The following is a 12,859-nucleotide window of genomic DNA, read 5'->3' as shown; positions in this document are numbered from 1 at the left end:
CGGCGCCGCCCATGCCGCCCTCGCCGCCCTCGCCGCCGGCGCCGCCGGGTCCCATGCCGCCCTCGCCGCCGGCGCCACCGGGACCCATGCCGCCCTCGCCGCCGGCGCCACCGGGGCCCATGCCGCCGGGCCCCATGCCGCCTTGTCCGCCCTGTCCGCCCGTTCCACTGCCGGCGCTCCCGCTCGGCGTGGACGCGTCGCCGTCACATCCGGCGCCGCCCGCGAGGCTCGCGACGGTGAAAAGGAAGATTGCAACGCGGTTCTGCATGAGGCTCCTCGTGAAAAGGGGGGACGACGGGGGGATCCTCCCATTGCCCCTGCGATTCACGCGAGAGCCGCGGACGCCAGAAATGAGATCAGGGCGCGCCAGAGCGAGCGCGCGCGCCGCGCATCTGGCTCGCCGCGACGCCGTACCAGCGCTTGAAGGCGCGCAGGAACGCGCCCGTCTCCTGGTACCCCAGCGCTTCCGCGATCTCCGCGAGCGGCATCTCCGTATCGCGGACGTACGCGCCGCCGAGCTCCCGCCGCAGCCCGTCGACGAGCTCCTGGAACGTCGTGCCCTCCTCCGTCAACCGGCGCTGCAGCGTGCGCGGGCTCATGGAGAGCTCACGCGCCACCTCCTCGAGATCGGGCGCGCCGCCGCGCAGCTTCTCGAACACGCGTTGCCGCACCTCTCCGACAAAGTCGTGCGGCCGTTCGCGCGCCACGCGGGAGCGCTCGGCGTGGCGATCGAGGACCGAGAGCAGCCGCGGATCCGACGTCACGAGCGGGAGATCGAGCGCCGCGCCGGGCAGCGCGAGCCCCGTCGCGCCCGCGTTGAACTCCAGGCGTTGTGTCCCCAGCGCGTCGGCGAGCGCTGAGGCATCCCGCGGCGCAGGGTGGCCGAACCACGCGCGCTCCGGCACGACGGAGGCGCCCGAGAGCGCGCGGGTCCGGAGCAGGACGAGGACCACGAAGCACTCGTTCGCGTGGCGCCCGAGGCACAAGGGCGCGCCGGGGATGCGCTGCTGGAGGAGCCCCACGCCGCCTCGCTCCTCGAAGGTCACCACGACGAGATCGTTGAGCAGCGCCGTGTACCGAGCGATGCGGACGAGGGCCTCGCGCACGGTCGGCGCGCTCAGGCAACTGAACTCCAGGAGGTCGTAGGTGCCGCGCTCGAGCTGCGCGGCGACGTGCACGCCGAGGAACGGATCGCTCGAGAGGCGCCCGGCCTCGTCGAGGAACGCGTAGAGCTTCGCGAGCGGCAGGACGACGTCGGGCGCGGTCTCGGCGCCGGGCGGGAGGCCAAACGCCTCGACGAGCGGGGACGGATCGACGCCGAGGCTGCGGAGATGCGCCAAGATCGGGCCGACGATCTGGGACCGCATGGGTCGTACGAGGGCACGCGCAGGCATCGCTGCGCCGACTATAGCCGGAACGAAAGCCGCCTTGCCCTCGCGGCGAGGCAGGGTGCCCTTGGCGCGAGAGGTCGTGTCCTTGGCGCGAGCCATGGTGCCTTCGTTGCGAGCCATGGTGCCTTTGTTGCGAGCCACGTTGTCCTTGCGGCGAGGCATGGTGCCCTTGGCGCGAGAGGCTGTGCCCTTGGCGCGAGAGGCTGTGCCCTTGGCGCGAGAGGCTGTGCCCTTGGCGCGAGAGGCTGTGCCCTTGGCGCGAGAGGCTGTGCCCTTGGCGCGAGAGGCTGTGCCCTTGGCGCGAGAGGTTGTGCCCCTGGCGCGAGCGACCCCGCCCTTGGCGCGAGAGGTTGTGCCCTTGGTGCGAGCGACCCCGCCGTTGCGGAACACGGCTCCGCCCTTGCGGAACACGGCTCCGCCCTTGCGGAACATGACCCCGCCCTTGTGGAACACGGCTCCGCCCTTGTGGAACACGACCCCGCCCTTGTGGAACACGCTCCCGTCCTTGCGGAACACGACGCCGCCCTCGCCACCCCAAGCGAAAAAGATCGTCCCCGCGTAGGGATCGCCCGGCTCGCCCCGTCAGTTGGATCGAGACCTCGCTGATGCAACACGAGCGAGGCCGAGGAGAGACCATCATGTTCACCCGTACCCTGAAGAGCTTCGCGCCCCTTACCTTCGCCCTTGCCCTCGCCCTGGGCGGTTGCGCGTCGGCGAGCCCGGACGAAGAGGTCGCTTCGGCCTCGGAGGCCTCGCAGGAGGCCCAGGTCGGCCCGCAGGGGCACGGCGGGAAGTTCGGTCGGCACCACGGCGGCGGCGAGCTGCTCGTCACGGCGCTCCACGAGCTCGATGACCTGACGCCCGAGCAGCGCAAGACGATCGAGGGCGCGCTTTCCACCCTCGGCGACACGCACGATGCCGACCGGAAGGCGTTCCACAAGGCGCTCGCCGACGGCGTGCGCGCCGGCAAGATCGACGAGGCCGCCGTCAAGGCGAAGCTCGGCGACGTGGACAAGATCGCGAGCGAGCGCCGCGCGGCCGTCGTGAAGGCCCTCGGCACGCTGCACGCGACGCTCACGCCGGCCCAGCGCGCGGCGCTCGTGGCGAACATCGAGGAGCGGATGACGAAGCACGGGCCGGACGGCATGAAGCACGGGCCCGATGGCATGAAGCACGCGCGGCGCGAAGGCCCCGAGGACGGCGAGCGCGGGCCGCGTGGACCCGAGGGCGCGAGGCGCGGGCCGCGTGGACCGGAGGACGGCGAGCGCGGGCCGCGTGGACCCGAGGGCGCGATGCACGGGCCGCGCGGGGAGCACGGGCCGATGGGCTTCTTCCTGCACGGGCTCGAGCTCCGCGACGAGCAACGCGCGGCGATCAAGACGGCGCTCGAGGCCTCGCGGCCCGAGAAGGCCGACAAGCCCGAGGGGATGGATCGGGAGGCGTGGGCGAAGAAGCACGAGGAGATGCGCGCCCGCATGAAGGCAGGGTTCGATTCGTTCCGCGGCGAGAAGTTCGACGCCGAGGCGCTCCTGCCCTCGAAGGACATGCGGCCGCCGATGGGTGGTGATCACCTCGTGAAGGCGCTCGGGGCCATCGTGCCGGTGCTCGACGCCGAGCAGCGCAGCACGCTCGCGCAGCGCATCGAGGAAGGCCCGCAGATGCCCCCGCATTTCCGCGGCAAGCGGGGCGGGCGCGAACACGGCGAGACGCAGGCGCCGTCCTCGCGGTAGAGTCCGGCACGCATGTCCGTCGATCTGAGGCTCGTCGCAGCGCGTGTGGCGGGTGGGGACGTGGCCGCCTTCCGGCCCATCGTCGACCACACGCGCGTGCCGCTCTACCGGCTCGCGGCGCGCCTCGTCGGCAACCTCGCCGACGCCGAGGACGCGCTGCAGGACGCTTACTCCAGCGCCTTCCGTGCCCTCTCGGAAGGTCGTTACGACGGCCGCGCCAAGATCGAGACCTGGCTCTACCGGATCGTGACGAACGCGTGCGTCGACCTCCTCCGCAAGCGGCGCGAGCGCCCCGCCGAGGAGACGGGCGAGCCCCGCTTCGACGGGCTCGTGCGCGCCGAGGCGCGCGTCGCCTTGAACGAGCTCGACGTGATGCTCAAGGCCCTCCAGCCACAAGATCGAGCGGCCCTCGTGCTCGTGACCGTGGAGGGGCTCTCGGCGAAGGAGGCCGCCGAGGCGCTCGGATGCAGCGAGGGGGCGCTCGAACAGCGCCTCGTGCGAGCGAGGGCCGCGCTACGCACGAAGACCGAGGCGGGGGAGGTGTCCGATGGTCGAGCGTGAACAAGATCCGCTTTCGCATCTCGCAGCACTCGCCCGCGCCACGGACGATCTGCGTCCGACGGACGATCTCACCGACGCCCTGCTCCTCGCGATCGTCCCGCCGGACGATCGCCTCGCGCGAATCACACGGGACACCTCGGATCTCGCGCCGAGCGACGATTTCGTCTCGTCCGTGATGAGCGCGATCGGCGCGGCGAGCGGCGCGCGTCCGGCCGAACCGCCGTGGTCGTCCGGCGTCGTCCGCTTCGGCCGGTTCGCGCTGGTCGGCGCCGCGGCGGCTGCGGTCCTCGGTCTCTGGCTGTCGCGGACGGCCGAGACAGGCTACGACTCGGCCGTCCTCGAGTCCGTGGCCTCCGTCGAGGTATACGAATGAAGTCCCGCCTGCTCCCCGCCTTCGTGCTCGCGGGTGTGTTCGTGCTCGGCGGCGTCGCCGGCGCGGGCGCGATGCGCGCCTACATGCTCCAGGACCTCCGCTCGCGCTTCGGCGGCCCGCCGGGCGAGGTCCGCACGCACCTGCGTGTCGAGTCGATGCGCCGGCACCTCGACCTCACGGCCGATCAAGTGACCAAGGTCGAGGCCATCTTCCGCGAGACCGACGGCGAGCTCGAGCGCACGATGAAGCCTTGTCGCGACGGATTCGAATCGCTGCGCAAGAGCACCGACGATCGAATCATCGAGGTCCTCGACGCCTCCCAGCGCGTGCGCTTCCAGGAGTTCAACGACAAGCGCAAGCGAAGGCCCCACGGCCCGTTCCCGCCGCCGCCGGAGCCTCCGCCGGGCCCGCCGCCCGAGTGAGCCGCGCAAAACCGACCACGTTCTTTACGGTCCCCACACCCAGGCGTTAGGCTGCGCTCGTGACCCCGGCCGAGCTCTTCGGCGGCCGTTTTGCCATCGAGCGGCTCGCAAGCGCGGGCGGCATGGCGGAGGTGTATCGCGCGCTCGATCACGCGACGGGCGCGCGGGTCGCGCTCAAGGTCTTGCACGCCGCGGGGGCTCCGTTTGCCGGCCACTTCGCGCGGGAGAGCTACGTCCTCGCCGAGCTCGATCACCCGGGGATCGTCCGGTACGTCGCGCATGGCGCCGCGCCCTCCGGGGAGCTTTTCCTGGCGATGGAGTGGCTCGAAGGGGAGGACCTCGCGCAGCGCTTGAAGCGGGGTCCCCTCTCCATCGCCGAGACCCTCACCCTCGGCGTGCGTGTCGCCGAGGCCCTCGGCGCGGCCCATGCGCGTGGCGTCGTCCACCGCGACATCAAGCCGAGCAACCTCTTCCTCCCGGATCGCGACATCGGCCGGGTGAAGATCCTCGACTTCGGCATCGCGCGCCCCCAGGCCACGCGGCCCGCGACGCGTACGGGCATCCTGCTCGGAACCCCGGGCTACATGGCCCCCGAGCAGGCCCTTGGCGCGCGCACGGTCGATCCTCGCGCCGACGTGTTTGCGCTCGGGTGTGTGCTCTACGAGTGCCTCGCGGGGCGGCCGGTCTTCGAGGCCGAGCACCTCATGGTGCTGCTCTCCAAGATGCTCGCGCCCGAGCCGCCGCGCCCTGCGGACGTTCGTCCCGACACCCCCGCCGCGCTCGACGAGGTCATCGCGCGCATGCTCTCGCACGAGCCCTCGCACCGGCCCGCCGACGGCGCGGCCGTCGCCGTCGAGATCGCCATGCTCGACGACGCCGAGACGGCCTGGGTCCAAGGCGGCGTGCCCCTCCATCGCCTCGGCGCGGCGACGCCGATCGAGGATCTCTTCGAGGTCACGGGCGTCGGGCTCCCCGACGAGGTGCCCACCGTGGACGCGGCCCGGCGGCCCGGCGACGGCGCGTCGACGTTGCCCCTCGATGCCTGGTATCGCCAGAGCGCCTCGGCCGGGGCCCCGCACACGGTGGTCTTGCCCGGCGCTTCCCTCGCGCTCGCCGGCTCCGAGGACGACCCTGTGCTCGTCCCGCACACGCTCCTCGGCCGGCCCTCGCCGTGTGTCGGTCGCGAGCGCGAGATCGACGAGGTGTTGCGCGCGTTTGGCGCGGTTGTCGGGGGTTTCGGGGCGCAGCCACGCGCAGCGGGGCGGGGCCCCCAAGCGTCGACCGCGGGCAAGGCCGCGGCGCTCGTGGTCACGGGCGAGCCGGGCGTCGGCAAGTCCCGCCTCGTCGCCGAGGTCGTCCGCGCCCTTGATCTGCGCGGCGGCCTGCTCGACGCCGAGGGCATCGTCCGCCCTGTCTCCGTTTTCACCGCCGAGGCCGCGCCGCTCGCCGAGGGCGCCGCGTTCGCCCTCGCCGCCGAGCTCGTCCGCAACGCCGCCGGCCTCGGCCACGGGGATGCGCTCTCCGTCCGGCGCGACAAACTCCTCGATCGCCTCGCGCGGCACCTCCCGCCCGCGTCGGCGGGCCGCGTCGTCGAGTTCCTCGGCGAGCTCACGGACGTGCCTTTCCCCGACGACACGAGCGTGCCGCTCCGCGCGGCGCGGCAGGACGCGCGGCTCATGGGCGATCACGTCCGCCGCGCGTTCGAGGACTGGCTCGCCGCCGAGTGCGACGCGCGGCCCGTGCTCGTCGTGCTCGAAGACCTCGCCCGCGCCGATGCGGCGAGCATCGGCCTCTTCGAAGGCGCGATGGCGAGCCTCGCGTCGCGCCCGTTCTTCCTGCTCGTCACGGACGCGCCCCCGTCCTTCGCGGCCGGCCGCGCGCGCAGCTTGCCGCTCGCGCCCCTGCTCTCCGACGCGGCGCACGCCATCGTCCGGCATGGCCTCGGCGAGGCCGCCGAGCCCGCGCTCGTCACGCGGATCGTGCAGCGGGGCCTTGGCAGTCCGCTTCGCCTGGAGCTCCTGACGCGTAGGGTGGGCGCGGGCGCGGACATCCCTTCCGGTCCGACGCCCGAGCTCGTCGGCCGCGCCATCGCCTCCCTTTCGCCCGACGCGCAGCGCCTCCTCCGCGCTGCGAGTGTCTTCGGCATGCGCTTCTGGTCCGGCGCTTTGCTCTCGGTCTTGCCCGGCGCCTCCCCGCGCACGGCCGCCGAGCCGTGGCAAGCCGAGCGCAAGGCCCTCGCCGAGCTCACCGCGGCCGAGCTCGTCGTGCGCCGCGGGGGGCGCACACCGTGGGGCGACGAGCACGCCTTCCGGCACGTGATCGTCCGGGAGGTCGCGTATGTCTCGCTCGACGACGCGGAGCGCGCGCGGCTGCACCTCGCGGTCGGCGCGTGGCTCGAACGCGCGGGGGACGCCGAGCCGGCTGTCCTCGCCGAGCATTTCAGCCGCGCGGGCGCGCTCGATCGGGCCGTGCCGTGGGCAGGCCTCGCGGCCGAGGCAGCCTTCGAGGCGAGTGATTTCGACGCGGTGCTCGCGTGGGTGTCGCGGGGCCTCGCGGCGGCCCCGGCGGGCGAGGTTCGGGGCGCGCTCCGGCTCTTTGAATCGCAGGCCCGCAAATGGAAAGGCGAGCATCGGGCTGCGCTCGAAGCTGGGCACGACGTGCTCGGCCTGCTTCCGGTCGGCAGCCCGCTCTGGTACAGCGCCGCGGGCGAGGTCGTGCTCGCGGCGGGCAACCTCGGCGACGACGCCGCGCTCGTGGATGTCTTCGAGGCGCTCTCGGCGCTCGGGGCCGAGGGCGAGTCCGGCGCCCCGCACGTCATCGCCGTCGCGCGCGCGGCGCTCCAGCTCCTCATGGCCGGCCATCACGACCACGCCGAGGCCATGTTTCAGGCGCTCCCCGAGCTTGGGGGCTCCGCTCGGGCAAGCCGAGCTACGCCCCCAAACCCCCACACCCTCGACCGGCGCGTCGTCGCTGTCGACCCCGAGGTCGCCGCCTCCGTGCACCGCGCCCGCGCGTTTCGGGCGCTCTTCGCGGGCGACGCGGGCACGAGCGTGCGCGAGTTCGAGGCCGCCGCCGTGCGCTTCGAGGAGGTCGGCGACCTGCGCAACGCCTGCGTCCAGCGGGCGAACGTCGGCTCCGCGACGAACGAGCTCGGCGATTATGCGCGGGCCGAGGCGTCCTTGCGGGACGCGCTCGCGCAGGCCGAGCGCCTCGGCCTCGGCGCGCTCGTCGCGCACGCCAAGCTGAACCTCGCGCTCGCCTTGGCGCGGCAGGGCCAGCTCGCCGCGGCCCAGGTGTTTGCGCGCGAGGCGCTCACGACGTCCACGCGCCAGGGCGACCGCCGCGTCGAGGGGTATGCGCGCCTCTACCTCGGCATGATTCGCCTCGCCGGCCGGGACCTCGCGGCGGCCGAGGCGGAGGTCCGCGCCGCGATCGATCTCCTCGCCGCGCACCCGCCGGTCCGCGCGCATGCGCTCGCCGTGCTCGGGCAGATCGCGATTTTTAGCGGCGACGCGCGCGCGGCGCTCGGCCCTGCGGACGAGGCCATGCGCCTGCTCGAATCGCTCGGCGGCATCGAGGAGGGTGAGTCGCTCGTGCGCCTCGTGCGCGCCGAGGCGCTCGCTTCGCTCGGGCTCGAGGCCGAGGCGCGTGAGGCGATCGTCTCGGCGTACGAGCGCCTCGAAGGCCGGGCCGCGAAGATTCGGGATCCGCTCTGGCGTGCGTGGTTTCTCGAAGCGGTACCGGAGAACGCGCGCACCGTGGAGCTCGCGCGTGCGTGGGGCGTGGCCGAAAGTGCTTCGCTCGATGACGACACGAGCGCGTGAGCGGGGTTATCCGCGACAATTTTTCGTGTGACGGCGAAAGTCCCCGTCGCTACGATGCGCGCGCGGGCGCCGGGAAGGCCCGCGTTGTTCGAGGCCGGAGGACGAGACCATGAAGATCAAAGCCGCGGTTGCGCACCGACCCAACGCGCCGCTGAGCATCGAGGAAGTTGATCTGGAGGGCCCCAAGGAAGGGGAGGTCCTCGTCGAGATCAAGGCGACCGGTGTTTGCCATACCGACGATTACACGCTCTCGGGCAAGGACTCCGAGGGCATCTTCCCCTCGATTCTGGGGCATGAGGGCGCGGGCGTCGTCGTCGACGTCGGCCCGGGGGTGAAGAGCGTCAAGAAGGGCGATCACGTCATTCCGCTCTACACGCCGGAATGCCGCCAGTGCAAATTCTGCCTCTCGCGCAAGACGAACCTCTGCCAGGCCATCCGCGCGACGCAGGGCAAAGGCGTCATGCCGGACGGCACGAGCCGCTTCAAGATTGGCAAAGAGCCCGTGTACCATTACATGGGGACGTCCACGTTCGCGAACTACACCGTATTGCCCGAGATCTCCGTCGCGAAGATCCGCGAGGACGCGCCGTTCGACAAGGTCTGTTACATCGGCTGCGGCGTGACCACGGGCCTGGGCGCGGTCATTTACACGGCGAAGGTCCAGCCCGGCGACAACGTGGTGGTGTTCGGCCTCGGCGGCATCGGCCTGAACGTCATTCAGGGCGCGAAGATGGCCGGCGCGAACATGATCGTCGGCGTCGACCTGAACCCGGCGCGCAAGGAGATGGGCGAGAAGTTCGGGATGACCCATTTCGTCAATCCGAGCGAGGTGCAGGGCGACCTCGTGCCGTACCTCGTGAACCTCACGGACGGCGGCGCCGATTACTCCTTCGAATGCGTCGGCAGCGTGTCGGTGATGCGCCAGGCGCTCGAATGTTGCCACAAGGGCTGGGGCGTCAGCGTCATCATCGGCGTGGCCGCCGCGGGCCAGGAGATCGCGACGCGCCCGTTCCAGCTCGTCACGGGCCGCGTCTGGAAGGGCAGCGCGTTCGGCGGCGCCCGCGGGCGCACGGATGTCCCGAAGATCGTCGACTGGTACATGGACAAGAAGATCAACATCGACGACCTGATCACGTACGTGCTCCCGATCGACAAGATCAACGAGTCGTTCGATCTCATGCACTCGGGCAAGTCGATCCGGACTGTCGTCACATTCTGATCTTTGCGTCCGCGGCCGGGGCGGGGTAGACCCTCGCGCATGAGGGGATCCATCCTCGCCCTGGCCTCGCTCCTCGCCCTCGCCGGTTGCGAGAAGGCGGCGCCGCAGCAGCCGCCGTCCCAGCGCGTGACGCTCGTCCAGAAAGGCCCGGCCCTGATCGAGCTCCTGCCGGCCGCGGGGCAGCCCCCTTATTGCCTCGTCTTCACCATCGCCGAGGGCGGGCCCATCCGCCACCTCACGATGCTCGAAGACAAGCTCTCGCCCGATTGCCCGGCCGGCGAGCCCATCGCGGGCAACGTCTTTCGAATCCCGCCCCGCGAGGGCAAGGTGAAGATCTTCGTCGTCTTCTCGGATCGCGCCCTCGAATCCGACCCCATCGGGCGCCAGATCAGCGACCTCGTCTCGCAGAAACAACCCGTCACCGCGATGGACCTGCGCGCCCCCGGGCGCGTCGTCGTCGAGACGCTGGAATTCACGCCCGCCTCGGGTTGAGGCCGGGGTTCCTCACGCAGGCGAGGGGGCGCACTCCGCCGGGGCGCGTTTCGCCTCGATATGGGCGCGGGCGGCGGCCTCGGTCGGGAAGAACGAGAGGTCCCACTGGAAAAACGTAGGCGAGATGATGCGCCCCGCCCGGTGCGTGGTGTGCACGAGCGTGCGAATGCCGAAGCTCGCGCCATACGCAAAGCCATTCCGAAAAGGATAAGACCGGTTCACGCGCGCCCAGGCCCCGCGCGCGCCTGCGCCGAGCGATTCGAGCTCGCCGAGCCCGAGGAGCAAATCGACGGGGCCGAAGCGGTCGCCGACTGCGAACAGGATCTGCTGGATTTCCAGGACGTCCTGCAGCTCGTTCGGCCCACGGAAGACGACATGGATGAGGTCCGGCCGCTCCAGCCGGACCGAGTTCGCGCCCACGTCCCAGCTCGGTGTCGGCCGATCGAAGAGATCCACGGTACGCCACGCTACCACCTGTGCAAGGCCCATACAACGCTGATAAAAGGATGGGATGGGTGGTATGTGGAACCGTCTTGGCGCAATCTTCCTCGCTGGCGTGCTTTTCGTCGGTTGTGGGGAAGCGCCGGCGATCGAGGCGACTGCGACGGCCTGGCCCGAGGCCGACGCCCTGTTCCACGCCGAGCCCCGCTGGCTCGGCGCCGACGATGCCTATTCGGTCGACCTCGGCGGCGGCCGCGTGCTCTGGCTCTTCGGCGACAGCTTCATTGCCACGAGTGATGCGCACGTCCGCAGCGAATCACGCCTCGTGCGAAACAGCGTCGCCATCCAGAATGGCTATGACCCGAGCGAGGCCTCGATCGAGTTTTTCTGGAAGGGCCCCGAGGCCGAGCCGGCCTCCTTTTTTTTCGAAAAAGACGACACCTGGTACTGGCCCGGCGACGGGGAGCGGGTGGGCGACAAACTCTATCTGTTCATGATGGCCGTCCGCGCGGCGAGCGGCGGCCTCGGCTTCGAGGTGTTCGATGCCGACGTCTTCGTCGTCGAGAACCCCGACGACGCCCCGACCGCGTGGGTGATGAAGGAGCTCGAAATGCCCTCGAACGACGCGGGCGTCATCGTCGGCTCCGCGAGCGTGCTCGCGCATGACGGGCACCTCTACGCCTTCGGCGCGCAGGAGTCCGAGGGGCACGCCATCCACTTGACGCGGTTTCCCCTGCCCGCGTCGGGCGACGTTATCGATTTCACGAAGCCCGAATCGCTCGGCCTCGCGTTCGAGGACGGGCAAACCGAGCTGACGGTGCACCACGACCGCGCGCGCGACCTATGGATCGAGGTGCAGGCCGAGGGCTTCGGCGCTTCCGATCTTGCGCTCCGCACAGCGAACGACCTCCGTGGCCCCTTTTCCGACCTCGAAACGTTCTACCATCCCCCCGAATCCGACCGCGAGGACACCATCGTCTACGCCGGAAAGGGCCATCCCGAGCTCGAAGGCGCCGATCTCGTCGTCACGTATGCCTCGAACAGCCTCGATTTTCCCACGCTCCTCGCCGACACGTCGCTCTATTTCCCGCGATTCGTGCGCGTGGCCTTGCGCGCGCCTTGATCGCGGCTTCGCGCGTGCTGCCATCTATCGTCGGGGCGACGGATCGAGTAATCTCGATCCATGCTGCAACGTTCTTCCTCTTCGACTTGGGCGGCCCTCCTGGGCGTGATGGGCCTCGTGATCGCGTCGGCGTGTGGGGACGCCGGATCCAGCGCGTCATCCGGGGGCGGCGCGGCCGGCGCCACGTCGGGTGCGGGCGGGATGGGCGGCGCGGGGGGAGGCTCCGCGGGCGCGGGCGCAGGCTCGTTCGGCTGCAATCCGGTCTGCGTCGCGCCGCAGAGGTGCAGCGCGGCAGGCACGTGTATCGATCCCGGCACGTGCGCCGTCGCCAGCGACTGCTCGGCGGGCATGAAGTGTGACGACGCGACGAAGACGTGTGTCCCCGGCGGCGACTGCGGCGCGCAGGAGGCGAAGGTCGAGACCGTCCCGCCGAACATGCTGCTCGTGCTCGATCGATCGTGCTCGATGACGGCGCTCGTCGGCAACGTGACGAAGTGGGACATCGCCGTCGCCGCCATCAACAAGATGACGACCGATTACACCGGCAAGATTCGCTTCGGCCTCACGCTTTTCCCCGACCTCGTGACGCCGAACTGCCAGCAGGCCGCGATCCCCATTCCGGTCGGCCCCGACAACGAGACGGCCATTCAAGATCTGCTCACGGCGGCGCTCGCGAAGGCGGACAAATACTTCCCGGACGGGCCCTGCGTCACGAACATCCAGACGGCCGTCACGCAATCGACGACCGAGCCCGCGTTCGACGACACCAATCGCGACAGGTATGCCGTGCTGATCACGGACGGCAAGGAGACGTGTGGCTCGGACGCGACGACCGAAATGGAGATCAAGAACCTCTTCGAGATGCGCGGCATCCCGACGTTCGTGATCGGCTTCGGGGCGGGCATCGACCCGGCGCAGATGAACAAATTCGCGATCGCCGGCGGCGCCCCGGCCGCAGGGGCGAACCAGTATTACGACGCCTCCGATCAGGCGAGCCTCGACGTGGCGCTCGCGACCATCGCCAAGAAGACCCTCTCCTGCGCGTACACGCTCGACACGGTCCCGCCGAACCCGAACGAGATCTACGTCTTCTTCGACAACACGACCGAAGTGAGCCGCGACGACACGAAGACGGACGGGTGGACCTACGATGCGGGCAAGAACCAGGTCGTCTTCCACGGCCCGGCGTGCGATAGCTTGAAGAACGGCGTGGTCAAGGACCTCGATATCGTCCTCGGGTGCCAGGAGCCCACGCCGAACTGATCCGGAAGGTTCGACCCCGT

The 12,859-nt window shown here is 70.8% G+C and carries 11 protein-coding genes and 1 pseudogene; 9 read left to right on the top strand and 3 right to left on the bottom strand.

Annotated features, from left to right (window positions below; all coding sequences use genetic code 11):
• Together QHF89_RS42965 and QHF89_RS42960 are read right to left on the bottom strand one after the other, a co-directional pair.
• A pseudogene (locus QHF89_RS42965) lies at nt 1-268 on the bottom strand (hypothetical protein); the annotation flags it as partial.
• An 88-nt stretch (nt 269-356) separates the two neighbouring features.
• Complete coding sequence (locus QHF89_RS42960) at nt 357-1,367, bottom strand: AraC family transcriptional regulator (protein ID WP_284721679.1); 1,011 nt, start codon at nt 1,365-1,367, stop codon at nt 357-359.
• A 662-nt stretch (nt 1,368-2,029) separates the two neighbouring features.
• Here QHF89_RS42960 and QHF89_RS42955 point away from each other — a divergent pair.
• The 7 genes from QHF89_RS42955 to QHF89_RS42925 all read left to right on the top strand — a co-directional run bounded on the left by QHF89_RS42955 (nt 2,030) and on the right by QHF89_RS42925 (nt 10,012).
• Nucleotides 2,030-3,121, top strand: coding sequence for a hypothetical protein (locus QHF89_RS42955; RefSeq protein ID WP_284721678.1), 1,092 nt, complete (start codon nt 2,030-2,032; stop codon nt 3,119-3,121).
• Between the two features lie 12 nt (nt 3,122-3,133).
• Nucleotides 3,134-3,682, top strand: coding sequence for an RNA polymerase sigma factor (locus QHF89_RS42950; RefSeq protein WP_136929097.1), 549 nt, complete (start codon nt 3,134-3,136; stop codon nt 3,680-3,682).
• The gene (locus tag QHF89_RS42945; protein ID WP_136972282.1) at nt 3,669-4,055 is read left to right on the top strand and encodes a hypothetical protein; all 387 of its coding nucleotides are present in this window, start codon (nt 3,669-3,671) and stop codon (nt 4,053-4,055) included. Before QHF89_RS42950 ends, QHF89_RS42945 begins: the two co-directional genes overlap by 14 nt.
• The gene (locus QHF89_RS42940) at nt 4,052-4,477 is read left to right on the top strand and encodes a hypothetical protein (protein WP_136929095.1); all 426 of its coding nucleotides are present in this window, start codon (nt 4,052-4,054) and stop codon (nt 4,475-4,477) included. Before QHF89_RS42945 ends, QHF89_RS42940 begins: the two co-directional genes overlap by 4 nt.
• Nucleotides 4,478-4,536: 59 nt before the next feature.
• Complete coding sequence (locus tag QHF89_RS42935; RefSeq protein ID WP_136972283.1) at nt 4,537-8,301, top strand: serine/threonine-protein kinase; 3,765 nt, start codon at nt 4,537-4,539, stop codon at nt 8,299-8,301.
• A 109-nt stretch (nt 8,302-8,410) separates the two neighbouring features.
• Complete coding sequence (locus tag QHF89_RS42930; RefSeq protein WP_136929093.1) at nt 8,411-9,520, top strand: S-(hydroxymethyl)glutathione dehydrogenase/class III alcohol dehydrogenase; 1,110 nt, start codon at nt 8,411-8,413, stop codon at nt 9,518-9,520.
• 39 nt (nt 9,521-9,559) lie between these two features.
• Nucleotides 9,560-10,012, top strand: a complete 453-nt coding sequence (locus tag QHF89_RS42925) for a hypothetical protein (protein ID WP_136929092.1) — start codon at nt 9,560-9,562, stop codon at nt 10,010-10,012.
• Nucleotides 10,013-10,024: 12 nt separating this feature from the next.
• Here the strand turns inward: QHF89_RS42925 and QHF89_RS42920 are convergent, their stop codons facing one another.
• Complete coding sequence (locus QHF89_RS42920) at nt 10,025-10,468, bottom strand: hypothetical protein (RefSeq protein WP_136972284.1); 444 nt, start codon at nt 10,466-10,468, stop codon at nt 10,025-10,027.
• Between the two features lie 64 nt (nt 10,469-10,532).
• Between QHF89_RS42920 and QHF89_RS42915 the strand changes: the two genes are divergently transcribed.
• The gene (locus tag QHF89_RS42915; RefSeq protein ID WP_284721677.1) at nt 10,533-11,576 is read left to right on the top strand and encodes a hypothetical protein; all 1,044 of its coding nucleotides are present in this window, start codon (nt 10,533-10,535) and stop codon (nt 11,574-11,576) included.
• 60 nt (nt 11,577-11,636) lie between these two features.
• Nucleotides 11,637-12,839, top strand: coding sequence for a vWA domain-containing protein (locus QHF89_RS42910; RefSeq protein WP_284721676.1), 1,203 nt, complete (start codon nt 11,637-11,639; stop codon nt 12,837-12,839).
• Nucleotides 12,840-12,859: the final 20 nt, after the last annotated feature.

This window comes from Polyangium sorediatum (assembly GCF_029946465.1).
In the GTDB taxonomy this organism is placed as follows: domain Bacteria; phylum Myxococcota_A; class Polyangia; order Polyangiales; family Polyangiaceae; genus Polyangium; species Polyangium fumosum.
Note: the sequence above shows the minus strand (reverse complement) of the source record. Positions and strands in the feature narration are given on the sequence as shown.

Coding starts and splice junctions, on each gene's coding strand:
- QHF89_RS42940 (WP_136929095.1), top strand. CDS start 4,052: ATGAAGTCCCGCCTGCTCCCCGCCTTCGTGCTCGCGGGTGTGTTCGTG.
- QHF89_RS42950 (WP_136929097.1), top strand. CDS start 3,134: ATGTCCGTCGATCTGAGGCTCGTCGCAGCGCGTGTGGCGGGTGGGGAC.
- QHF89_RS42960 (WP_284721679.1), bottom strand. CDS start 1,367: ATGCGGTCCCAGATCGTCGGCCCGATCTTGGCGCATCTCCGCAGCCTC.
- QHF89_RS42915 (WP_284721677.1), top strand. CDS start 10,533: ATGTGGAACCGTCTTGGCGCAATCTTCCTCGCTGGCGTGCTTTTCGTC.
- QHF89_RS42910 (WP_284721676.1), top strand. CDS start 11,637: ATGCTGCAACGTTCTTCCTCTTCGACTTGGGCGGCCCTCCTGGGCGTG.
- QHF89_RS42945 (WP_136972282.1), top strand. CDS start 3,669: ATGGTCGAGCGTGAACAAGATCCGCTTTCGCATCTCGCAGCACTCGCC.
- QHF89_RS42930 (WP_136929093.1), top strand. CDS start 8,411: ATGAAGATCAAAGCCGCGGTTGCGCACCGACCCAACGCGCCGCTGAGC.
- QHF89_RS42925 (WP_136929092.1), top strand. CDS start 9,560: ATGAGGGGATCCATCCTCGCCCTGGCCTCGCTCCTCGCCCTCGCCGGT.
- QHF89_RS42955 (WP_284721678.1), top strand. CDS start 2,030: ATGTTCACCCGTACCCTGAAGAGCTTCGCGCCCCTTACCTTCGCCCTT.